Source organism: Leptotrichia sp. oral taxon 218 (genome assembly GCF_018128225.1).
GTDB lineage: Bacteria > Fusobacteriota > Fusobacteriia > Fusobacteriales > Leptotrichiaceae > Leptotrichia.
Map to the genome: position 1 here is coordinate 2123654 of NZ_CP072377.1, position 23036 is coordinate 2146689.

The window sequence follows — 23036 nt, forward strand, 5'->3', positions numbered from 1 at the left end:
TCAATTAAGTTAAATTTTTGACCATTTTTGTTATTTTATATTTTATTTAAAATTTTTAAAGTCCAATTATTTCCCAGTTATCATGACTTTTTCCATCAATTACACCATTTTTAACTTTTTTAATATAATCTATCATCATATTTTGAATGGTTCCGCTTTCTGATCCAATCTCATCTTTAGACGACCACAGCATTTTTATATCTTCTTCTTCAAATATGCCATCTTTTTTTATTAATTGCTCAAATCTGTAAAAGTTCATCCCAACTTTTATTTTCATCTCGGGAGTAATTTTTTTTCCATTTTCAAGCGTCAAATTTATAATTTTTTGATCTTTTGGATTTCTTAAGTCAATTTTGTATTTTACTCCGCCAAAAATGTCGAAAGTAACATATTTTAAATTTGCTCTTTCTTCGTTGTAACGATAGTTTTTGTCACCTTTTTGAATTGTGTCAAAGTAGTCGGCTGACCATTCCATATATTTTTTTAGTTGTGCTCCAGTCATCTCAAAGACAGTTACATCTCCGCCAGTATATCTGTAGTTATAAACAATATCTTTTCTTTTTATTATACCTTTATTAAGCCGCACATTTTCGTAATCGTAAGAAAATGAAACGACTTCAGCTTTGCTGTAATATTTTTCCACATCGGTAATAAACGACGACATTCCTGTATCTTTTAAAAATGAAATTGAAACTCCGAATTTTTTTTCTTGTGGAACCATGTCATTTAGCACAATTCCAATTTTTTCGTTAGCAATTTTGCAAAGTTTTTCGTGATAAGGCTTGTAAATTTTTTCCACTTCTTTATCTGGCTTTTCTTTTGCGACAGAAACTGTTTTCGAATCTTTAGACAAAAGTTCAATTTTTTTTCCAGCAACATTAAATTTTAAATCAATTTCGGAAACAACGGTTCCGTATCTGTGCGGCTCTGTGACAAGCACGCCATTTATAATATTTTTGGAAATATTTTGATGCATGTGTCCAGCTAAGATGACATCTATTTCAGGAACTGCATTTGCAAGGTCTCTTACTCCAGTTTCAGCTACGCCATTTTCATTGTCAACTCCCATATGAGCGACGACAACTATCGCGTTTGCACCACATCTTTTCAAATTTTTTATCTGCTTTTTTGTTTCGGAAATTACAGACACAAAGTGAAAATTTTTTAAAAATCCCGTGTCCTCTTCAAATTTTTTGGTCATTGGCGTTGAAAGTCCGATTACTCCGATTTTTACTCCATCTTTTTCAATAATTGTCGCAGCATCCAAATATCTTTTTTTATCTTTGCACAAGTTAAAATTATTTTTATTTTCGTCATTATAAAATAAATTTGCAAGCAATTTTTTTGCTTTCATTTTTTTTAAAATATTTGTCAAAGTCGGCATTCCAAAATTAAACTCGTGATTTCCTGGCACAAAAATATCACATTTCATATAATTCAATATTTGTGGAACGGGATGATTTTTGTCGTTTGCAAAATATTCAATCCAGTTGTCTTGAATGGCATCTCCAACTTCCATGAAAAGAACATTTTTATTGTTTTCTCTCACTTTTTTTACATAAGTGGAAATTTGCGCATAAGAGCCTGAGTTGTCTTCTTCGTCGGCGGCATAGTTCCAAGGTAGAATCCTTCCGTGAACATCGCTTGTTCCAAGTATTTTAATCTCGACTTTTTTTTCAAAATTTTTTTTTATAATTTTCTCTTCCTTCTTTCAAACTAAATTCTCTTCCATATTTTTTCTGATTGATTTCATCTTTAAGCTCAAACACCTTTTCCAAGTCAATCCCATATTCATTGGCTATAGCAATTGTGTAATAAAATACATCAAAAACTTCTTCTTCAATAGTCCCTTTGATATTTTTCCCATCAAATCGTGTATTTTTTCTAATGTCTTCAGCAAGTTCCCCAAATTCTTCAATCAATTTTAAAACAATTCTTTGAATATTGTCCTTTTTTTCTCTTTCATCTCGCAAGTCTTCTTTTTCTTCCAAAGTCCCCTGTTCAATATGTTTAATCAAGTATTGAACTTCCTTTAAAGTCATCATAGCTATTCTCCCGTTTCTTTCCAGTCATTTTAAAAAAATTATACAATTTTTTGGAAATATAGTCAAATCAATTTAATAAAATTTGGCAAGAAATCTCTTATTTTTACAAATAAAATTGCTATACAAAAACATTGTTAAAATTTTAACTTGCTTTTCAAAAAAAATAATGGTATCCTTCTATTGTAAACTTATAGAAATCAATTATAATAAAATTTTAAGGAGGAAATTTATGAAAAAATTTATTTTTTTAGCGATTTTAATTGTTTCAAGCCTTGCTTTGGCTGATTATACATTTACAACAAGAAAAACTTATTGCACAAATCCAGATTACGATTCAGCTACAATGTATTATGATAGAGATGGTTATCCATATATTGCAGTTAGATTTCAAAACTGCTATTATAATGGAAACAAAGTTAGTGGAGGTTCTTTTGTATTTTATGGTTTCGAAGTAAATCAAGATTTTTTCAATCGTGTAATAAAATCACAACATCCTTATTTGTTTTTTAGAGACGGTGTTACTGTTACTGTTGAAGAAGCGTCTGATGGACTACATTGGAAAGTCCTTAATAGAAGTGTTTCAGGAAGACCGCCATATGTGTTTAAAAGTGAATATCAATATGAATAAATTATTATAAATTTAAAATTATTTCATTAACTTAGAATATATGTTTTATTGAAAAAATTAATTAAAATAAAAATCTTGTTTAATATGACAAGATTTTTTTATTTTTATATTAAAAGTTGTTTTGTCAACTAAATTATATTTTAACTTGTTTTTTTAAAACTTTTTTGTTGAAAAAAATGTCAATATATGATAAACTAAGAATTAATATAAGTAAATTTAGAGTACAAAAAAATTTACTGGACAATTTTTTTAAAATTTGATACAATAAAAAGGATCCGAGGTGATTTTCAATGGCAAAACAGGATGTTCTTGAGCTGGAAGGAGAAATAATCGAAGCATTGCCAAATGCGATGTTTCAAGTAAGGCTTGAAAATGGACACGAAGTTTTAGGACATATCTCAGGAAAAATGAGAATGAACTATATAAAAATTTTACCAGGGGATAAAGTTACGGTTGAAGTTTCTCCGTATGATTTATCGAGAGGTAGAATTGTATATAGAAAAAAATAAAATCTGGAAGGAGGGTTTTTAGTGAAAGTAAAAGCTTCAGTAAAACCTATGTGTGACAAATGTAAAGTTATTAAACGTCACGGAAAAGTAAGAGTAATATGCGAAAACCCTAAACACAAACAAATACAAGGATAATTAATATTTTTTAAAAATATTTAGGCGAAAAAAGTTAAAAACAAACTGATTAAAAATTTTTATTATAAGACTTTTAAAGATATTTAAAATAAAAATTGTAAAAGTATGTTTAGCTGTAGAGCTTATTCCTTATAGCATTTGTGAGGGCATATTGAAGAAGATTAAAAATATCAAAAACGAGGAGGAAACAATTTGGCTAGAATAGCAGGAGTAGATATTCCAAGAAATAAAAGAGTAGAAATTTCATTAACTTACATTTTTGGAATTGGAAAAAGCACTTCAAATAAAATTTTAGAAAAAGCAGGTGTTGACAAAGACACTAGAGTTAAAGATTTAACAGAAGAACAAGTAGCACAAATCAGAAACTTTGTAGAAGAATATAAAGTTGAAGGTGAATTGAGAAAAGAAATCAGACTTAACATAAAAAGATTACTTGATATAAAAAGTTACAGAGGATTAAGACATAGAAACGGTTTACCTGTAAGAGGACAAAAAACTAAAACAAACGCAAGAACAAGAAAAGGGCCAGTTAAAATGGCAGTGGCTAAGAAAAAATAATAAATTATTAAGTTAAGGAGGAAACCATAAGTGGCTAAAAAACCAGCAGTTTCAAAAAAGAAAAAATTAAAAAATATTCCTAATGGGATAGCATATATACATTCTACTTTCAATAACACTGTTGTAACAATTACAGATGCAGAAGGAAAAGTAGTAATCTGGAAATCAGGAGGAACTTCAGGTTTCAAAGGAACTAAAAAAGGAACTCCATTCGCAGCTCAAATAGCAGCTGAACAAGCAGCTCAAGTTGCAATTGAAAATGGAATGAAACAAATCGAAATTAAAATAAAAGGACCGGGATCTGGAAGAGAAGCTTCTATAAGATCAATTCAAGCAACTGGATTAGAAGTAACAAGAATAGTTGATATAACTCCAGTGCCTCACAATGGTGCAAGACCACCTAAAAAGAGAAGACCGTAATTTTAAAAAATAAGGAGGAAATAGATAAATGGCAAGAAATAGACAGCCGGTTTTGAAAAAATGTAGAAATCTTGGTTTAGATCCAAGCGTTCTAGGAGTAAATAAAAAGTCAAACAGAAACATTAGACCAAATGCAAATAGAAAATTAACTGAATACGGAACACAATTAAGAGAAAAACAAAGAGCAAGATTTGTTTACGGAGTTCAAGAAAAACAATTTTATAAATTATATGAAGAAGCAACAAGAAAAGAAGGAGTAACAGGGGAATTATTACTTCAATACTTGGAAAGAAGATTAGATAATGTAATTTACAGACTAGGATTTGGTGGTACAAGAAGACAAGCAAGACAAATCGTAAGTCACGGACATATTTTAATTAACGGAAAAAGAGTAGATATCGCTTCTTATAGAGTAAAACAAGGTGATGTTATTACTGTAAAAGAAGATTCAAAAGAATTAGCAATCATTAAGGAATCTGTTGGACAAAAAACAGTTCCAGGATGGCTATCACTTGAAGAAGGTTCATTAACTGCAAAAGTATTGGAAAATCCAGGAAGAGATGCTGTTGACTTCGAAATTGATGAAGCAATGATTATCGAGTATTACTCTAGATAATAATATTTTGTTCGAAGGAGATGAATTAGCTTTGTTAAAAATTGAAAAAATAGCTAAAAATGTTAAATTAACAGAAGAAAAAACAGATGATTACACAGCAAAATATACATTGGAACCTTTATACAGAGGTTATGGAAATACTATTGGAAATGCACTGAGAAGAATATTATTATCTTCAATACCAGGGACAGCAATTAAAGGAATTAAAATTGACGGAGTTTTAAATGAGTTTTCTACAATCGAAGGTGTAAAAGAAGCGGTTACAGACATTATTCTGAATGTAAAGGAAATCGTTGTAGAAGCTGATGAGCCAGGTGAGAAAAAAATGAGTCTATGTGTGAAAGGACCTGCTGTAATTACAGCTGCCGACATAAAAGTAGAACCTGGACTAAAAATTATAAATCCAGATCAAGTTATAATGACTGTTACAGTTGATAAAGAGATTAATATAGAATTTCTTGTAGATTCTGGAGAAGGATTTGTAATTTCTGATGAAATAAATACAGATGGATGGCCAATTGGATATTTGGCAGTAGATGCGATTTATACGCCTATTAAAAGAGTAAATTATACTGTAGAAGACACAATGGTTGGAAGAGTTACAAACTACGATAAATTGATTTTGGAAATTGCAACTGATGGAAGTATTGAAATAAAAGACGCATTATCTTATGCGGTGGAATTACTAACTTGGCATGTGGAACCATTTGCAAATATTGGAAACAGTATGAGCAAATATCGTGAAGAAGAAGTGGAAACAGTTGTGCCAACTAGTGAATCTGAATCTAGCGTTGAAGATATGAAAATTGAAGAATTAGACTTTACAGTTCGTTCTTATAACTGCTTGAAAAAAGCTGGAGTTAATACAATTTCTGATTTAACTTCAATGAGTTATAATGAATTGTTAAAAATAAAAAATTTAGGTAAAAAATCTTTAAACGAAATCATTGATAAAATGAAAGAGCTTGGTTACGACTTAAGCGAACATGTTTCAACTAACGAAGAAAACTAAAAAAATTGACTAAAACTTTTGACGAGGAGGGAAAATGAATCATAATAAATCATATAGAAAGTTAGGGAGAAGAACTGACCATAGATTAGCTATGCTTAAAAATATGACAATTTCTCTAGTAAAAGCTGAACAAATTGAAACTACTGTGACAAGAGCTAAAGAATTGAGAAAATTTGTTGAAAAATCTATAACTTTAGGAAAAAAATATAATAACTCAACTGATGCTGCAAGAAGAGTACATTTGAGAAGACAAGCCTTCGCTTTTTTAAGAAATGAAGAAGCAGTTGGAAAAATCTTTAATGAATTAGCTCCAAAATATGCTGATAGAAATGGTGGATACACTAGAATTATTAAAACAGCAGTTAGAAGAGGAGATTCAGCTGAATTAGCAATTATTGAATTAGTATAATATTTATAAAAGTGGCATTTTGCCGCTTTTTTTTTGAAAAAATTTAGTAATATATTTCAAAATTAATTTAAATTTAATTTAAAAATAATGATAAAAAAATTTGGGGGGGGGGTATAATAAATTGATAAATGTTAATTGTATATTACAAGATGTGGAGGTTTAAAATGAGAATAAATTTTTTATATTATTTAATTTTTACTGGAATTTGTATAGTAATTCCTGTTATAGGTTGGGGATTTTGGTTAGGTACAACAGTTCTAATAGTAGCTTATAATTTTTTGATAATGGGTTCAAAATCAAAAAGAAAAAAAGAAGAATTAGAAGATTTACAAAAAAAATATACTAAAGAATTAATAAATAAAAAGAAAGATAATTTTTGGGATTAGTGGAGGAAATATAGATGGCATATTTAATTATCTTTTTAATAATATTATCAATTCCTATATTAATTATATCTTCAATTATTAATGTATTTAAAACTTCGGGAAAAAAAAGAAGGAAGAAATCTGAAGAAAAAAAAATTAAAAAGCGAATAATGATAGAGCGACGAGAAGAAGAAGTAAAAAAATTAACAGAAAAAGAATTACTTATTAGAATACAAAATGAAAATGATGATATTGCAAAACTTGAACTTGGAAAAATATATTCAAAAAAATTATTTAAAAATTTAGAAATAGAAGACGAGTATTATAAAAATAATAAGAATAATAGAAATTTAGAACTAAATGAAGCCGACGAAGTTTTATATGCAGGAGCTGAAAACTTATTTAAAACTGTAATAATGAATAGAAATTTAGAAGGATGTTATTATTTAGCAAGATTTTATGATAAGTTTGCTGAAATTGTAATGGGGAAAGGTAAGAGAGAAACAACTTTAAATAAAGCAATACAGTGTTATATGAAATATGGGGATGTTTCAACTTTTTTAAGAGCAGGAAAACTTTCAATAGGAAAATATAGAAGTAATGGAAATTATAATTATTTTTTTGTTTCTAAAGAAGCTTATACAAAAGCAGCTGAATTAGGTAGTGTTGAAGCTAAAGAAGTGTTGGGAAGATTAATGATTGAAGAAATGAGAATAAATAATTTAGAGAAAGAAGAAGGATTTTTTGATGATGATACAGTAAAAGAATTAGAGTATCTTGATGATATTCCAAAAGTAGTAGAATAAAATAAGTTTATTGAATAAAAAATTTTATACTGTTATTAAGTAATATATATTTTTGGCTACTAAATTTAGTAAAATAAATTTAGTAGTTTTTAAATTTTAAAGAAATTATTTAATTTAGGTAGTCGCCAGTTCGTAAGTGTGATATAATAAGTACATAAAAATTGTAAAAAAGAGAGGAAGATTATGAGCGAAAAAGATTTATTTGTAGAAATGCTGCCAAATTATTTGCCAGAAGAGAGAAAAAGAGGCGATGTAATTGAAGGTGTGATTTCGAGAAAAGAAATTGAATTTGGATATTTGGACTTAAATTCTAAAAAAGAAGGAAGAATTTTGGTTCGTGAAATTGAAGATTTTAATGTTGGAGATAAAATCGAAGTTAAAATTTTAAGAGAAGATGAAAATAATATCGTTGTTTCAAAATTTTTATTGGACAAAGCGAAAGAGTTTGTTTCGTATAATGTAAATGACATTGTCACAGGAGAAATTTCTAAAAAAATTAAAGGCGGTTATGTTGTAAAAATTGGGAAAAATGAAGCATTTTTGCCATTTTCACTTGCTAGATTTGAAAAAGATAAAGATTATACAGGTCAAAAGTTTAAATTTTTGATAAAAGAAAAAAGTAAAAATAAAATTGTGGTTTCTCGAAGCGATTTGATTAAAATTGAAGAAGAAAAATATTTTGAAAAGATAAATGTTGGAGATGTTGTAACTGGGAAAATTAAAGAAGTATTGGATTTTGGACTTGTTACGGATTTAGGAGCGACAAATGGATTTGTACATATTTCTGAAATTTCTTGGAATCCAGTTGATGACTTGGTTGAAAAATTTGGGATAAATGATGAAATTAGTGCAAAAGTTATTGAAAAAGACACTGAAAAAAATAAATTGAAATTGAGTATAAAACAACTTTCACAAAATCCTTGGGAAATATTTGAAGAAAAACATAAAATTGGGGATACTGTAAAAGTTAGAGTGACAGAAATTCTTGACTTTGGACTTGTTGGAAATATTTTAGGAAGTGATATTTCAGGATTTGTGCACTTTAGTGAACTTGCTTGGAATAAAGGTGCTAAAGAATTGAAAAACTATAAAGTTGGCGATGAGTTTGAAGCAAAAATTATTGAAATTGAGAGCACTAAGAGAAATGTGAAATTGAGTGTAAAACAATTAGTTGAAAATCCTTGGGAAAAAGTGAAAGAAAACTACAAAGTTGGCGATGTTTTAGAAAGACCAATTTCTGAAATATTTGATTTTGGACTTCTTATTGAAGTTGAAAAAGATGTTGACGGACTTCTTCACATCACGGATTTGGCTTACAAAAAAGTTTCAAATTTGGCGTCAAAATATAAAGTTGGCGATATTATTAAATCTAAAATTATTGGATTTAATGATGAAAAAAATAGAATTTCTTTGAGCGTTAAAGCGATTTTTGATGAAAAATGGGAAAATCTTGAAAATAATTATGACTTGACTCAGGCTTTAAAAGGAAAAGTTGTGAATGTTCAGGATTATGGAATTTTTGTGGAAATTGAAGAAGGAATTGAAGCATTTATCCATAAAAATGAATTTTCTTGGAATAAGAGAGAGAAAAAATCTTATAAAGTTGGCGATGAAGTTGAATTTAAAATAATTGTAATGGATAAAATTGAGAAAAAATTGGCTGGAAGCATAAAACAGCTTACAAAATCTCCTTGGACTGAAGTTACAGAACAATATAAAGTTGGAAATATTGTAAATACTCAAATTGAAGAAGTGACTGAAAATTTTGTATTAGTTAAATTGACTGATAGATTTAATGGAATTATTCCAAAAAGAGAATTATCAGAACATTTCTTAAAAAATATTTCTGAAAGTTTTAATGTTGGAGATAAAGTTACTGCAATAATTACTGACATAAATGACAAGAAAAAATCAATTGCACTGTCAATTAGAAGAGTTCATCAAATGGAAGAAAAAAAAGAAATGGAAGAACTGCTAAAAATTTATGGAGTGTAATTTAATAAAATAAAAAAAATATTCATATTTTGATAAATTAAGAGCTAATTTTTTGTATTTTTTAAAAATTAGTTCTTTTTATTTTATATTTAAATTATAAAAAAATTATTTTTAACAAAAGATAGCAAGAAGTCTCCGGCTTCTACAAGCGGGAGATGAATTGCTTTTTAAAAAGTTGAAAAAAGGATATATCTATGATACAATTTTTGTATAAAATATTGAAGAGAAGTTATAAATAATAAAATTTCTAAAAAAATAATTAAAATAATATCCAAAATCAAAAGGAGGTGTAATTTCATGAAATATAATTTAGCATTCAAATACAGAATTTATCCAAATAAGGAACAGAAATTTTTGATAAATAAGACTTTTGGATGTGTTCGTTTTGTTTACAATACGATTTTGTATACTGCGAATAAAATTTATGAAGAAACTGGAAAAAATAAAATAATTACACCTGCTAGTTTGAAAAGTGAAAATCAATTTTTAAAAGAAGTGGACAGTCTGGCACTTTCAAATGCTCAATTGAATGTAAAACGATCGTTTACGAATTTCTTTCAAAAGAGAGCAAAGTTTCCAAAGTTCAAATCTAAAAAGAAAAGTGTTAAAAGTTACACGACAAATTGTGTGAATAATTCAATACGAATTGAGGAAAACAAATATTTGGTTTTGCCGAAATTGAAAAGAATAAAATTAAAATATCATAGAGAAATACCGAAGGATTACAAGATAAAGTCGGCAACATTGACAAACAGTAATGGAAATTATTATGTTTCTATTTTGACGGAATTTGAAAAAGAAATTCAAAAAATGACAAATAGTGATAAAGTAATTGGACTTGATTTTTCAATGTCTGAATTATTTGTCAGTTCTGAAAACTAAAGGGCTGATTATCCAAAATATTTTAGAATGCTGGAGAAAAAATTGAAAAAATTACAGAAATCATTATCGAGAAAAGTGAAGTTTTCTAAAAATTGGTATAAGCAAAAAGCGAAAATATCAAAATTGCATGAGTATATCAAAAATTGCCGAAGGGATTTTTTGCATAAATTATCGAAAAAATTGTCTGAAACATATAATGCTGTGGTTGTTGAAAATTTGAATATGAAAGGGATGAGTCAGGCATTAAATTTTGGAAAAAGTATAGGAGATAATGGATGGGGAATGTTTTTGAGAATGCTTGAGTATAAGTTGATGTTTTTAGGGAAACAATTTTTGAAGATAGATAAGTGGTTTCCGTCGTCGAAAACTTGCAGTAAAGGTGGAAATGTTAAAGAGGAACTGAAATTATCAGAAAGAAGTTATAGATGTGAGTGCTGTGGAATTGAAATTGATAGAGATTATAATGCGGCACTGAATATAAAAAACATTGGAAAAGAGATGTTGAAATATTAGGAAATAAAAAGACAGGGTAGGAACTACCCGAAGAGCTTGGTAAATATATTTGGCTAACAAAAGCAGATACTTCCCAAGAAGCTCCCGCTTCTAAAAGCGGGAGTAGTTCACATTGTTAATTTTATTGTATAATTATAAAAAACGAAAGTGGGAAGATTTAATGAAAATATTACATTTGGCTGATTTGCATATTGGAAAAAAGATTAATGAGTTTTCGATGATTGAAGATCAGAAATTTATTTTGAAGCAAATTTTGGAAATAATGGATGATGTGAAACCTGACGCCGTTATAATTGCGGGAGATGTCTATGACAAAACTGTGCCAACGATAGAAGCTGTCGAACTTTTGGATGATTTTATTTTTGAAATTTCTAAAAGAGAAATTAGTACATTCATAATTAGCGGAAATCACGATTCAGCGGAAAGACTTTCATTTGGAGCAAAAGTTATGAAATTTGGAAAAATTTATATTTCGCCTGTTTTTGATGGGAAAGTTTCAAAATATACATTGTCTGACGAAAATGGCAAGATTAATTTTTATCTGCTGCCGTTTTTAAAACCTGTGAATGTGAAAAAATATTTTTTGGATGAAGAAATAAATTCTTATGACGATGCGGCAAAATTAATTGTAAAGAATATGAATATTGATGTTTCTCAAAGAAATATTTTAATTGCACATCAATTTGTGACTGAAACTTCTCAAAGTGAACTTGAAGAAAAAAATGTCGGTGGACTCGACAACATAAGTTCTGAGATTTTTTATGATTTTGACTATGTGGCATTAGGACATATTCACAGAGCTTATAATATTGGAGAAAAGAAGAGAATTAGATATTGTGGGTCTCCGTTGAAATATTCACTTTCTGAAATAAATTCGGAAAAGTCAGTCACGATTGTGGAAATAAATTCGAAAAATGATTTTAAGGTGGAAACTGTTGCACTTGTACCGCTGCGGGATATGCAAGTTATAAAAGGGACTTTTGAAGAAATTACAAAGAAATTGTTTTATTGTAATGTAAACACGAAAAATTATATTTCAATAATTTTGACTGATGAGAATGAAGTTCCAAATGCGCTGCAAAAATTGCGAGATATTTACGAAAATATTTTAAAATTGGAGTACGACAATAAAAGAACTCAAAAATATAATAAAATTGATTTTGAAAAAATTAAAAAAAGAGATCCATTTGAAGTTTTTTCAGAATTTTATGAACTGCAAAATAATCAGAAGATGACAACTGAGCAGGAAGAAATAATGAAAAATTTAATTGACGAAATTTGGGAGGGAGAATTATGAGACCTTTAAAACTTATTGTTTCCGCTTTTAAATCTTATGGTGGAAAAGAAGAAATTGATTTTACAAAATTGGGAAATGATGGAATTTATTTGATTACTGGAAAAACTGGAGCTGGAAAAACTACGATTTTTGATGCAATTAGTTATGCACTTTTTGGAAGTCTGAGCGATGGAACTAGTGAAAACATGACTTTGAGATCTAAATATGCGAAAGAAGATGTGGCTACATTTGTGGAACTTACATTTTCCTACAAAAATAAAATTTATTATATTAAAAGAAATCCAGCTTACGAGAGAAAGTCAAAAAGAGGGAAAAATAAAACTACAACTGAAAATGCAAAAGTGGAATTACATCTTCCAGATGGAAAAGTTTTAACAAAAAAAGATGAAGTTGCAAAAAAAATAAAAGATATTTTGGGAGTCAATGAAGATCAATTTGGTAAAATTTGCATGATTGCGCAAGGAGCTTTTGCAAAATTTTTGTTTGCTAAGACTCCCGAGAAAGAAAGTATTTTTAGAGAAATTTTTAAAACAACAAATTATGAAACTTTAGAAAAAAAAATGAAGGAAAAATATAAAAAAGTTGAAGACGAAGATAACCTTCTGACGGAACAGATAAAAAGTTTTAAAGAAAGAGTGGAATGTAGCAAAGATTTTGAGTCAGATTTTTTTGATGAAAATGAAAAAAATTTAGATTTCTCTGAATTTTTGAGTGAATTGATTTTGTTTCAAGAAAAAGAAGAAAAAAATTTGAAAAATAAAATTAAAAAAATTGAAGGCGATAAAAAAAATGTTGAAAAAAATTTGGATATTGCGAAAGAAATTGAAATAAAAAAAGAAAAATTAGAAGAATTAAAAAAAGAAAAATTAGAAGAAGAAATTAATTTTGAAAATTATAAAAAAAACTTGGAAAAACATGCGAATGAAGAAAATAAAATTTATGAATTAAATACGAGAAAAGAAATTATAAAAAATGATTTGAAGAAATATTCGGAATTGAAAAATTTGGAAGATGAAAAAAGTAATTTGGAAAAATTAGTTTTTGAAAAAGAAAATAAAAAAGATGATTTAAAAAATCAAATTGAACTTGAATCAAAGAAATTGGAAATTTTAAAAGACAAAAAAGATGATTTGGAAAAATCTTCTAAAAATATTTTTAAATTTGAAAGTCAGTTGAAAGAGTCAAAAAATCAAATTGAAAAATTGGAAGAGTTAAAAAAACTTTTTGAGGATTATTGCGAGAAAAAAGAAAAGAAAAAAAATTTTGAAACTGAAGTTCAAAATTTGGAAAAAATAGAAAATAAAATTTTAGATGAAATTAAAAAAAATAATAATTTTTTAAAAAATAAAGAAGAAGAATTTATAAAATTTGAAACGATTGAAAAAAATTTTGCAGATTTTTCTTTGAAAAAAAATAAAATTTCAAATGATTTAAAAAATTTGGAAAATCTAAAAATTTTAAATTCTGAAATTGACAAAACTTCGATTGAGTATAATTTGAAATTAAAAGAGTTTGAAGAAAGTCAAGAAAGTTATGAAGCTCAAAATAAAATTTCTCGAAATTTAAGAAAAATTTATAACATCAATCAAGCTGGAATTCTTGCAAAAACTTTAGTTGAAAATAAACCTTGTCCAGTCTGTGGCTCAAAAGTTCATCCAAAACCAGCATGTACTTCTCAAATTGAAAATATAACTTTGGAGGAAGTGGAAGAAAAAGAAAACAAATCTGAAGAAATGCTTTTTAAAGTGAATAAATTAAGTGCAAATTGTGGAGAAATTTTAAAAGAAATTGAAATCAAAAAAAATAATTTACAAAAAAATTTAAAAGATTTTTTTCAAATTGAAAATCTTGAGAAAGAAAAAATTGACGAATGGATAGTTAATAAATTTTCTTTTTTGAAAGATGAAATGAAAAAAATAGATGATTTGATTGAAAAAGAAAAAGATAGGGAAAAAGAAAAAGAAAATTGTAAAAAAGAAATTAAATTATTAAAAGAAGAATTGGAAAAACTAAATTCTTCTCAAAAATTAAATTTAGAAAAAAAGACAAAGGCAAATTCTTTCAAAGTGGAAGCAGATACTAATTTTAAAAATGTTGTTCTTGAAATTGAAAAGCGAACAAAGAAAAATTTTGAATTTGAAACTGAAAAAATTGAACTTTTAAAAAGAGAAAAAGTTTTGTTAAAAGAAAAAGAAGAACTGCAAAATTTTATTAAAATTGAAGAACAAAATAATTTAGAGCTAAAAAATTTGAAAGAAGAGATTCCAAAAAAAGAAAAAGAAATTGAAAATAAAAAAAGTAATGTGATTGAATTGGAAAAAGAAATGACTTCGATGAAAACTGATTTGAAAAATTGCAAAAAAGAAATTGAAAAAATAAAAAATAATCTTGAATTTGAAAATGAAGAGTTTGCAGAAGATAAAATTTTAGAATTTGAAAATGAAATTTTTAAAATTAGAAAAAAAATAAAAGATGAAAAAGCTCAATTTGATGAATCAGATAAAAAATTAGCTTTGCAGGAAAAAGAAATTTTTGATTTAAAAAAAGAAATTGAAAAAAATAAAGATTTTAACATAGATTTTCTTTCGCAAGAATTTGAAATGCTAAAAAATAAATTGGATTCACAAACAGAAATTTTTCAACAAAATAATTCTAAACTTTCAATAAATCAAAAAATTTTAAGGGAATATGAAGAAAAACTTGGTCAATTAAAAGAAGTTCAAAGAAAAAATACTTTACTAAAAGCTCTTTTTGATACGATTCAAGGGAAAATTGCGGGAAAAGATAAAATAAGATTTGAAACTTATGTTCATATAAAATATTTTGAAAAGATACTTTTTAAAGCTAATAAAAGATTTTTTGCGATGTCGGATGGAAAATATGAACTGAAAAGAAGCGAGAGTGCTTTTAGAACTGCAAAAATTGGGTTAAATTTAGATGTTTATGATTATCATAACGGAACTGTCAGGGAAGTTTCGACGCTTTCGGGTGGAGAATCATTTTTGGCATCATTGTCACTAGCTCTTGGATTTTCTGATGTTGTTCAAGAAATGTCAGGTGGAATTCAGCTTGAAACTTTGTTTATTAAATAGTACAAGAACACTCGCGACTTTATTCGTGAGATGAATTGCACGAAAATTTTAGTAAGCATATAGGGAAACTTGTATGTAGACACGGAGCAAAACCGTACAACAAAGAAACTGAACTGCTGGGAACTCTTAAAGCTAGTATAACCACAACATAATACCTAAGTGAATGGTATAAGTGTGAAGGTAGCGAAAGCAGAAAAAATATACTAGATGGTGCAAGGTTAAATCCTAAACATTATGATAATAGACAATCAGCAGCTAAGCCTGAAAAGGAAAGTTCAACGACTATCCCTCGTGAGGGGAGTACAATACAAGCGATTGGTATTGGAAGTGGTTTCGCCTAAGTCCTTGAAATAGGATATGGATAAGATATAGTCTGTGCTTGTTAGAGATAACAAGAAGTTCAAGGCTAATCTCCTTAATTTATTAAGGAGTATATATGCCAAGAGAACTGCATAAGTAGTAGCGCACTTGTGTGAACGACGCTTCCCACTGTTGTGGGGTTTTAAAAACTTTAAAAATATTTAAAAATAAACAGATAAAATGTAGAATACATGATATAATATCTCTGATGAAAAGGAGGTGATATCTATGTATTTAACTTTAAAACAACAAGTAAAACATCTTAGTAAGAAAGAGTTTAGGAATTTAAAATATTTATCTCATATAGCCAAGAACTTAACTAATGAAGCTATATATAATATTAGACAGTATTATTTTAATAAGAAAAAGTATTTAAGTTATAACGAAAACTATAAAATGCTTAAAAACAGTGAGAACTATAAGAAGTTAAATTCTAATATGGCTCAACAAATTCTAAAAGAAGTAGACGGAAGTTTCAAATCATTTTTTGGACTTTTAAAACTTGCTAAAAATGGTCAATATGATAATAAGAAAATAAAATTACCTAAATATCTTGCTAAAGATGGATTTACAACTCTTGTTATAGGTTTTGTTAGATTAAAAGATGATATTCTGATAGTTCCTTATTCAAATTCGTTTAAGAAAACTCATCAGGAAGTTAAAATTAAGCTGCCACCAGTATTGAAAGGTAAGAAGATAAAAGAAATTAGAATAATACCAAAACAACATTCTAGGTACTTTGAAATTCAATATACTTATGAAGTAGAGGAAGTTCAAAGGGAATTAAACAAAGAAAATGGACTAGGAATAGATTTAGGTATAGACAATCTATGTACTTGTGTTACAAATAACGGAGCTTCATTCCTAATAGACGGCAGAAAATTAAAATCTATTAATCAATACTATAACAAGACAAATGCAAAATTGCAAAGCATTAAAGATAAGCAAAAGATAGAGCATATAACATTAAGGCAAAAGAGAATAGCTAGAAGGAGAAATAATCGCATAAATGATTATCTTTCAAAAGCAGCAAGAATAATTATAAATTATTGTCTTAATAATGATATAGGAAGAATAGTTCTAGGATATAATGAAGATTTTCAAAGAAAATCAAATATTGGAAGCATAAATAATCAGAACTTTGTAAATATACCATATGGAAAATTAAGAGATAAACTAATATATCTATGTAAACTATATGGAATAGAATTTAAACTGCAAGAAGAGAGTTATACATCAAAAGCAAGTTTCTTTGATGGAGATGAAATTCCAATATATGATAAAGAAAATCAAAAAGAATATATATTCAGTGGAAAAAGGATAAAAAGAGGACTATATCAAACAAGCACAGGTAAAATCATAAATGCGGATTGTAATGGAGCATTAAATATATTAAGAAAAAGTAAAGTTGTGGATTTAAGTGTCCTATACAATAGAGGTGAGCTGAACACACCTAAAAGAATAAGGGTAGTGTAAAGCTATCAAACTTCTTAGAAAATTTTTAAATATTTTTAGAGATTTTAGAACCCTGTGACTTTAGTCGTGGGAGGTTCAGTGACGAAGGATTTGGAACGCTTGATGATACGACGCTGGAACAAGCGATGACTGCACTAAAAGGTCTTTCAACTGACGGTAAACTAATTGGAATAATTTCGCATGTCAATGAATTGAAGGAAGAAATTGAAAAACAAATTGTCATAACAAAAGATAGTGCTGGAAATAGTCATGCAAAAATAAATATTTCATAAAAAAACAGGAGTTATTAAAACTCCTGAATTTTTGAGGAGAGTGTTCAGAATTTTGAGTTTACACAAAAATTTTTATGCACTCCATCTTAACCTAAATTTTCTCCATTACTTGCAATTACCTTTTTATACCAGTCAAATGATTTCTTTTTATAACGTTTTAATGAACCAGTCCCATCATCATTTCTGTCAACATAAATATATCCGTATCTTTTACTCATTTGAGCCGTTGAAGCTGAAACCAAGTCAATGCAGCCCCAAGAAGTATACCCAAGCACTTCCACTCCATCTTCAATCGCTTCTCTCACTTGTTCCAAATGTCTTCTCAAATAATCAATTCTATAATCATCCTCAACAGTTGGTCCATTAGGTCCATCAACTAAAACATCTTTTGCTCCAAGTCCATTTTCCACAATAAATAATGGAATTTGGTATCTGTCATAAAAATCATTCAATACAATTCTAAGTCCAACTGGATCAACTTGCCAACCCCATTCACTTGATTCTAAATATGGATTTTTCAATCCACCTAGCAAGTTACCTTTTCCACTTTGATAATCTTGCGGATTATGTGCTGCAGCAACACTCACATAATACGAGAACGATACAAAATCAACTGGATTTTCAGCTAATAATTTTTCATCACCTTCAGCAAATTCAATATTTATATTATTTTCTTTAAAATATCTTCTTGCATATGCTGGATATTTTCCTCTCACATGCACATCAGCAAATAAATAATTTTCTCTCTCAAATTGTCTTACTGCTAATGTATCAAGTGGATGTGATGTCATTGGATAAACTGGCATTGATAAAATCATACATCCAATTTTGAAATCTGGATTAATTTCATGTCCAACTTTTGTAGCCAATGCAGAAGCCACTAATTCATTGTGAACTGCTTGATACAATTCCTGTTTAGTAGGTTTCACTTCTCCATCAGTTGGAATTCCTCCACTCATAAACGGAGCATGTAAAACAGAATTTATTTCAGTGAACTACTCCCGCTTTTAGAAGCAGGAGCTTCTTGGGAAGTATCTGCTTTTGCTAGCCAAATATATTTACCAAGCTCTTCGGGTAGTTCCTACCCTGTTTTCTTTTATTTTTTAATATTTCAACATTGCTTTTCCAATGTTTTTTATATTCAATGCCGCATTGTAATCTCTATCAATTTCAATTCCACAGCACTCACATTTATAACTTCTTTCTGATAATTTCAGTTCCTCTTTAACATTTCCACATTTACTGCAAGTTTTCGACAATGGAAACCACTTATCTATCTTCAAAAATTGTTTCCCTAAAAACATCAGTTTATACTCAACCATCCTCAAAAACATTCCCCATCCATTATCTCCTACACTTTTCCCAAAATTTAATGCTTGGCTCATCCCTTTCATATTCAAAGCCTCAACAACCACAGCATTATACTCTTTAGATAATTTTTTCGATATTTTATACAAAAAATCATATGATAATTTATATCAAATACTGAATAATAATTACTATTATACGACATTATTATTACCTACTTTTATATTATTTCACTGAATAAATCATATCATAAATATATCCTTTTTTCAATTTTTTTTACAAAAAAAAGCAATTCATCTCCCACTTATAGAAAGCCTACGACTTCTTGCTATCTTTTTGTTAAAAATTTTTAAAATTAAAAAATCTTCATAACTTCAAAAGAGAGATGATCATAATTAACCATCTCTCTTCCCAAATTTTACATTACTATTTAATTTCCCAATAATTATATCTTTATCCATTTCTAATTATTATCCAAACTTTATTTAAACCATTGTTTTCTTTCCCCTTTAATTATATTGTACTCCTAATTTTTTCCAATTACAAGTTTTTTTTAAAATAAAAAAAACAAGTTTATAATAAAAAAATACACCTTCAATACTTTTTATAGCACTTTCAGTGTATTTTTATTTCATTATATTCTATTTTTTATTTTAAATTTAAAGAAATTTATTATTCAACAACAAATAACCATTCTTTAGATAATTCGTGATCTCCATTAATAACTTTTTCATATTCACCTTTTAACAATTCATAGAATTTACCAGGTTTTGGTTCAGCATGGAAGTCTAATTGTCCAATTGGTCTTTGATCTAATGATTCGGCATAAGTGATTTTCATTGCTGTTCCTGTTACTAACAATTCATCTGCTGTAAATACCATTGATCTGTCAATTTTTCCACGGTTGATTTTGTATCCATTGTATTCTAATAATTCTAATGCTGATCTTACTGTAATTCCTTCAAGTGCTGCATTTCCTGTATCAGGAATAATTACTTGATCTCTGTAGATTAATACAATATTTGCAACAGAAACTTCTACTACATTTCCTGCATCATCAAACATTAACGCATCATCGTAACCATTTCTTTGAGCATCACTTGTAGCTAGGAATGAATTGATGTAAGATCCACCTGCTTTTGCTTTAGTTGGGATAGATGAATCGTTATATTTTCTATAAGTTGAACTCATCAATCTTAATCCACCTTTTGTACTTACATAATCTGCAAGTGGCAACATATAAATTGCTAAATCAAAATCAAGTCCTGCTTTTTTAGGTGATAATCTTGGTTCTTTACAGAAAATGAATGGTCTCATATAAAAATCTTCTTTAATATCGTTCTTTTTAACTAATTCAGTTACAATATTTTTAAATTCATCCCATTCCATGAAAAATTCAAAACCTAACATTTTTGAAGCTGTCATAAGTCTTTTATAGTGATCTTCCAATCTAAAAATTGCTACTTTCCCATTTCTGTAGTATCCTCTAACTCCACCGAAACAAGTTGTTCCATATTGTAAACTGTGAGTTGCAATACTTACTGTCGCTTTCTCAAATTCTACTATTTCTTTATCGAAATATGCATATTTCATAAATTCAGTTTTACCTGCCATTAAATTTACCTCCAGTATTTTATTTCTATTTCTATTCTTAGGTATTATTTTACCACTTTTGGCTCAATATGTAAAATTTTTTTTGAGACGGACAAAGTAAAAAATTATTTTGCTTTCTCAAAAAAATGCTAATAAAAAAGCAAAAAATATGTTAAAATATAAAGAGTATAAATTGAATATACAAATAAAAAATTAATATTATAAAGATGAAAATGGAGGTAATATGAAACATACTGTAGCGATTGTTGGTAGACCAAATGTAGGGAAATCGACATTGTTTAATAAATTGGTAGGAGATAGGTTATCTATAGTAAAAGATGAGCCGGGAGTTACTCGTGATAGACTTTATCGTGAAATGGAATGGCTGGGAAATAAATTTTTACTTGTTGATACAGGTGGACTTGAGCCTAGAACTCAAGATTTTATGATGAGTAAGATAAAAAAACAGGCACAGGTTGCAATTGATGAAGCAGATGTAATTATATTTTTGGTGGATGGAAAAGCTGGAATTACAGGGCTTGATGAAGATGTAGCAACAATTCTTCGTAAGCAGGATAAAAAAGTTATTGTAGCTGTCAATAAAATTGATAATTATATGAAGGAGCAGGAAAATATTTTTGAATTTTATGGGTTAGGATTTGAAGAAGTTATTGGAATTTCTGGAGAACATAAGACAAATTTGGGAGATTTGCTGGACGCTGTAGTTGAAAAATTTGACGATAAAAATACTAAAGAAATTTCAGAAGGGCTTAGCATTGCAATTCTTGGAAGACCAAATGCTGGAAAATCTTCGCTTTTAAATAAATTGTTGAATAAAGAGCGTTCGATTGTGAGCGATATTGCTGGAACAACAAGAGATACAATTGATTCGGCGCTAAAATATGATGGGGAGATGTACACTCTTATTGATACTGCAGGAATTCGGAGAAAATCTAAAGTTGAAGATGACATCGAGTATTACAGCGTGCTTCGTGCGATGAAAGCCATTAAAAGAGCGGATGTGTGCGTGTTAATGCTAGATGCGACAGAACTTTTGACGGATCAGGACAAAAGAATTGCAGGAATGATTTATGATGAAAGAAAGCCAATTATAATTGCAATTAACAAATGGGATTTGATTGAAAAAAATGACAACAGCGTGAAAGAGTTTAAAGAGCTTGTCAAAGCGGATTTGGCATTTTTAGACTATGCTCCGATTGTGACAATTTCGGCGCTAACTGGAAAAAGAACGCTTAATATTTTGGAACAGGCGAAATTTATCAATGAAGAATATCATAAAAAAGTTTCAACTGGAATATTAAATCAAATTTTAGCAGAAATTGTTGCGCAAAATCCTGTACCAACTCGAAAGGGAAGAGCAGTTAAACTTAATTATGCGACACAAATTAGCCAAGCACCGCCAAAATTTGTATTTTTTGCAAATAATCCAGAGTTGATTCATTTTTCTTATAAGAGATATATTGAAAATAAACTTCGTGAATATTTTGGATTTGAAGGATGTCCTATTGATATAATTTTTAATAAAAAAGGTGACAAAATTTTTGGATAAAAGTTTTTTACGAAAGGGAGATAGATGAAATTTTATGATGAAGAAAAAATTTTAAAAGCGAAAAATGTGTTAATGGTAGTGTCACTTTTATTTTTATCAATTTTACTTTTTTTCAAAGTTTACGATTATTTTAAAAAGCCGATTAATCTTGCTATAAGTACGATTTTTCCGTTCATTTTGTCATTTATAATCGTGTATTCGCTTATGCCAATTATTGATATGATAAGCAATAAAAAAAATGAAGAAAATCCGACTAAAAAACTTATAAAAAATAGAAATTTGGCGATTTTAATCGTGCTATCAATATTTTTTGCAATTTTTATATATATAGTTCTTGCTTTTATTCCGCTAATTGCGAAACAAGGTTCAAGTTTAATTGAATTTTTCTTGAAGAATCAAGGGGATTTTCAAAGTAAGGCATTTAATTTTATGGAGCAAAATAACATTGATTTAAAAAATACGCTTATGAGTTCTAAAGATGTGATTATAAATATGACGGTAAGGGTGCTGACTTCCAGTTACTCCATTGTAACCAGCACTTTTACTTTGCTTTTTATGACGCCAATTTTTACGATTATGTTAATTTTTAGCTATGACAGTATTGAAATTTGGGTTGAAAATTTTTTGACGGACATAGATGAAGATAGAAAACTTGTCAATTTGGCAAAAAGTATAGATCAAACGATTGGAAAATATATTTTGGTTACGGTACTTGACAGTATGATTGTCGGAGTGGCGTCTTTTATAATTTTCTATTTTTTAAAATTGGACTACAGCATTTTATTTTCACTAATTATTGGTTTTGGAAATGTGATACCTTTTTTAGGACCTTTTATTGGTCTTATTCCTGTAATTTTCTACGCTGCAACAAAATCTTTTAATTTAGTAATCATTATTGTTGCGTTAGTTACAATTGTGCAAACTATTGAAGCAAATATCGTAAAACCTTGGCTTACAGGAAAATCGGTTAAAATGCATCCAATTACGACATTACTTGTCGTTTTGATTGGAGGAGCGCTTTTTGGAATTGGAGGAGCGTTTATTGGGATACCAATTTATATCGTGATTAAACTGACTTGGATATTCTATTGGGAAAATTATATAAAAAAAAATCAAAAAAATCAAAATAATTTGAAAAAATAATTTGAAAAAAATTTAATTTTAATTTTAGGAAG

The 23036-nt window shown here is 28.2% G+C and carries 23 protein-coding genes and 1 pseudogene; 19 read left to right on the forward strand and 5 right to left on the reverse strand.

Annotation, left to right across the window (positions count from 1 at the left end; all coding sequences use genetic code 11):
* Window positions 1–55: 55 nt before the first annotated feature.
* Both J5A73_RS10110 and J5A73_RS10115 read right to left on the reverse strand, forming a co-directional pair.
* Window positions 56–1696, reverse strand: coding sequence for a bifunctional UDP-sugar hydrolase/5'-nucleotidase (locus J5A73_RS10110; protein ID WP_211617461.1), 1641 nt, complete (start codon window positions 1694–1696; stop codon window positions 56–58).
* A complete protein-coding gene (locus J5A73_RS10115; protein ID WP_249069283.1) occupies window positions 1677–2045 on the reverse strand; it encodes a MazG nucleotide pyrophosphohydrolase domain-containing protein in 369 nt (122 codons plus the stop codon). Before J5A73_RS10115 ends, J5A73_RS10110 begins: the two co-directional genes overlap by 20 nt.
* A 229-nt stretch (window positions 2046–2274) precedes the next feature.
* Between J5A73_RS10115 and J5A73_RS10120 the strand changes: the two genes are divergently transcribed.
* The 17 genes and pseudogenes from J5A73_RS10120 to J5A73_RS10200 all read left to right on the forward strand — a co-directional run bounded on the left by J5A73_RS10120 (window position 2275) and on the right by J5A73_RS10200 (window position 17390).
* On the forward strand, window positions 2275–2673 hold the full coding sequence (locus tag J5A73_RS10120; RefSeq protein ID WP_211615455.1) for a hypothetical protein: 399 nt from the start codon (window positions 2275–2277) through the stop codon (window positions 2671–2673).
* 290 nt (window positions 2674–2963) lie between these two features.
* Window positions 2964–3182, forward strand: a complete 219-nt coding sequence (gene infA, locus J5A73_RS10125; RefSeq protein ID WP_006805851.1) for a translation initiation factor IF-1 — start codon at window positions 2964–2966, stop codon at window positions 3180–3182.
* Between the two features lie 21 nt (window positions 3183–3203).
* Entirely contained in the window at window positions 3204–3317 is a 114-nt protein-coding gene (gene rpmJ / locus J5A73_RS10130) for a 50S ribosomal protein L36 (RefSeq protein ID WP_068155982.1), read from the forward strand.
* Window positions 3318–3509: 192 nt separating this feature from the next.
* Window positions 3510–3875 (forward strand): 30S ribosomal protein S13, encoded by a 366-nt coding sequence (gene rpsM, locus J5A73_RS10135; RefSeq protein WP_211615457.1) that lies wholly within the window; start codon window positions 3510–3512, stop codon window positions 3873–3875.
* A 30-nt stretch (window positions 3876–3905) separates the two neighbouring features.
* Complete coding sequence (rpsK, locus tag J5A73_RS10140; RefSeq protein ID WP_068155985.1) at window positions 3906–4295, forward strand: 30S ribosomal protein S11; 390 nt, start codon at window positions 3906–3908, stop codon at window positions 4293–4295.
* 28 nt (window positions 4296–4323) lie between these two features.
* Complete coding sequence (gene rpsD, locus J5A73_RS10145) at window positions 4324–4911, forward strand: 30S ribosomal protein S4 (RefSeq protein WP_211615459.1); 588 nt, start codon at window positions 4324–4326, stop codon at window positions 4909–4911.
* 31 nt (window positions 4912–4942) lie between these two features.
* The gene (locus J5A73_RS10150; protein ID WP_211615461.1) at window positions 4943–5923 is read left to right on the forward strand and encodes a DNA-directed RNA polymerase subunit alpha; all 981 of its coding nucleotides are present in this window, start codon (window positions 4943–4945) and stop codon (window positions 5921–5923) included.
* Between the two features lie 34 nt (window positions 5924–5957).
* On the forward strand, window positions 5958–6332 hold the full coding sequence (gene rplQ, locus J5A73_RS10155; RefSeq protein ID WP_211615463.1) for a 50S ribosomal protein L17: 375 nt from the start codon (window positions 5958–5960) through the stop codon (window positions 6330–6332).
* A gap of 164 nt (window positions 6333–6496) precedes the next feature.
* Complete coding sequence (locus J5A73_RS10160; RefSeq protein ID WP_211615465.1) at window positions 6497–6718, forward strand: hypothetical protein; 222 nt, start codon at window positions 6497–6499, stop codon at window positions 6716–6718.
* Between the two features lie 14 nt (window positions 6719–6732).
* The gene (locus J5A73_RS10165) at window positions 6733–7503 is read left to right on the forward strand and encodes a hypothetical protein (protein WP_211615467.1); all 771 of its coding nucleotides are present in this window, start codon (window positions 6733–6735) and stop codon (window positions 7501–7503) included.
* A gap of 183 nt (window positions 7504–7686) precedes the next feature.
* Window positions 7687–9498, forward strand: a complete 1812-nt coding sequence (locus J5A73_RS10170; protein WP_211615469.1) for a S1 RNA-binding domain-containing protein — start codon at window positions 7687–7689, stop codon at window positions 9496–9498.
* A gap of 297 nt (window positions 9499–9795) precedes the next feature.
* Window positions 9796–10893, forward strand: a pseudogene (locus J5A73_RS10175) (RNA-guided endonuclease InsQ/TnpB family protein).
* Window positions 10894–11053: 160 nt separating this feature from the next.
* Window positions 11054–12190: an exonuclease SbcCD subunit D gene (locus J5A73_RS10180; protein WP_211615471.1), complete on the forward strand. Its 1137-nt coding sequence runs from the start codon at window positions 11054–11056 to the stop codon at window positions 12188–12190.
* Window positions 12187–15282 carry an AAA family ATPase gene (locus tag J5A73_RS10185; RefSeq protein WP_211615473.1) on the forward strand — a complete coding sequence of 1032 codons (3096 nt, stop codon included), beginning with the start codon at window positions 12187–12189 and terminating at the stop codon, window positions 15280–15282. Before J5A73_RS10180 ends, J5A73_RS10185 begins: the two co-directional genes overlap by 4 nt.
* Before the next feature lie 35 nt (window positions 15283–15317).
* A complete protein-coding gene (locus J5A73_RS10190; RefSeq protein ID WP_158393362.1) occupies window positions 15318–15434 on the forward strand; it encodes a MarR family transcriptional regulator in 117 nt (38 codons plus the stop codon).
* A 436-nt stretch (window positions 15435–15870) separates the two neighbouring features.
* Window positions 15871–17118, forward strand: coding sequence for an RNA-guided endonuclease TnpB family protein (locus J5A73_RS10195; protein WP_211615475.1), 1248 nt, complete (start codon window positions 15871–15873; stop codon window positions 17116–17118).
* A gap of 125 nt (window positions 17119–17243) precedes the next feature.
* Window positions 17244–17390 (forward strand): hypothetical protein, encoded by a 147-nt coding sequence (locus tag J5A73_RS10200; RefSeq protein WP_211615478.1) that lies wholly within the window; start codon window positions 17244–17246, stop codon window positions 17388–17390.
* Window positions 17391–17476: 86 nt separating this feature from the next.
* On the opposite strand, the gene J5A73_RS10205 is transcribed toward J5A73_RS10200, so the two are convergent.
* The 3 genes from J5A73_RS10205 to J5A73_RS10215 all read right to left on the reverse strand — a co-directional run bounded on the left by J5A73_RS10205 (window position 17477) and on the right by J5A73_RS10215 (window position 20312).
* Window positions 17477–18376 carry a family 1 glycosylhydrolase gene (locus J5A73_RS10205; protein ID WP_305798732.1) on the reverse strand — a complete coding sequence of 300 codons (900 nt, stop codon included), beginning with the start codon at window positions 18374–18376 and terminating at the stop codon, window positions 17477–17479.
* A 117-nt stretch (window positions 18377–18493) separates the two neighbouring features.
* Window positions 18494–18847, reverse strand: a complete 354-nt coding sequence (locus J5A73_RS10210; RefSeq protein ID WP_249069284.1) for a transposase — start codon at window positions 18845–18847, stop codon at window positions 18494–18496.
* 523 nt (window positions 18848–19370) lie between these two features.
* The gene (locus J5A73_RS10215) at window positions 19371–20312 is read right to left on the reverse strand and encodes an aminotransferase class IV (RefSeq protein ID WP_178938243.1); all 942 of its coding nucleotides are present in this window, start codon (window positions 20310–20312) and stop codon (window positions 19371–19373) included.
* Between the two features lie 223 nt (window positions 20313–20535).
* Between J5A73_RS10215 and der the strand changes: the two genes are divergently transcribed.
* Both der and J5A73_RS10225 read left to right on the forward strand, forming a co-directional pair.
* Entirely contained in the window at window positions 20536–21861 is a 1326-nt protein-coding gene (gene der / locus J5A73_RS10220; RefSeq protein ID WP_211615480.1) for a ribosome biogenesis GTPase Der, read from the forward strand.
* Between the two features lie 24 nt (window positions 21862–21885).
* A complete protein-coding gene (locus J5A73_RS10225) occupies window positions 21886–23004 on the forward strand; it encodes an AI-2E family transporter (RefSeq protein WP_211615482.1) in 1119 nt (372 codons plus the stop codon).
* Window positions 23005–23036: the final 32 nt, after the last annotated feature.

Excerpts from the sequence above, each read along its gene's own strand:
- J5A73_RS10200 (WP_211615478.1), top strand. The coding sequence starts at position 17,244 with ATGACTGCACTAAAAGGTCTTTCAACTGACGGTAAACTAATTGGAATA.
- J5A73_RS10165 (WP_211615467.1), top strand. The coding sequence starts at position 6,733 with ATGGCATATTTAATTATCTTTTTAATAATATTATCAATTCCTATATTA.
- J5A73_RS10195 (WP_211615475.1), top strand. The coding sequence starts at position 15,871 with ATGTATTTAACTTTAAAACAACAAGTAAAACATCTTAGTAAGAAAGAG.
- J5A73_RS10170 (WP_211615469.1), top strand. The coding sequence starts at position 7,687 with ATGAGCGAAAAAGATTTATTTGTAGAAATGCTGCCAAATTATTTGCCA.
- rpsD (WP_211615459.1), top strand. The coding sequence starts at position 4,324 with ATGGCAAGAAATAGACAGCCGGTTTTGAAAAAATGTAGAAATCTTGGT.
- J5A73_RS10120 (WP_211615455.1), top strand. The coding sequence starts at position 2,275 with ATGAAAAAATTTATTTTTTTAGCGATTTTAATTGTTTCAAGCCTTGCT.
- infA (WP_006805851.1), top strand. The coding sequence starts at position 2,964 with ATGGCAAAACAGGATGTTCTTGAGCTGGAAGGAGAAATAATCGAAGCA.
- J5A73_RS10225 (WP_211615482.1), top strand. The coding sequence starts at position 21,886 with ATGAAATTTTATGATGAAGAAAAAATTTTAAAAGCGAAAAATGTGTTA.
- J5A73_RS10180 (WP_211615471.1), top strand. The coding sequence starts at position 11,054 with ATGAAAATATTACATTTGGCTGATTTGCATATTGGAAAAAAGATTAAT.
- J5A73_RS10115 (WP_249069283.1), bottom strand. The coding sequence starts at position 2,045 with ATGATGACTTTAAAGGAAGTTCAATACTTGATTAAACATATTGAACAG.
- der (WP_211615480.1), top strand. The coding sequence starts at position 20,536 with ATGAAACATACTGTAGCGATTGTTGGTAGACCAAATGTAGGGAAATCG.
- J5A73_RS10160 (WP_211615465.1), top strand. The coding sequence starts at position 6,497 with ATGAGAATAAATTTTTTATATTATTTAATTTTTACTGGAATTTGTATA.
- J5A73_RS10185 (WP_211615473.1), top strand. The coding sequence starts at position 12,187 with ATGAGACCTTTAAAACTTATTGTTTCCGCTTTTAAATCTTATGGTGGA.
- J5A73_RS10215 (WP_178938243.1), bottom strand. The coding sequence starts at position 20,312 with ATGGCAGGTAAAACTGAATTTATGAAATATGCATATTTCGATAAAGAA.
- rplQ (WP_211615463.1), top strand. The coding sequence starts at position 5,958 with ATGAATCATAATAAATCATATAGAAAGTTAGGGAGAAGAACTGACCAT.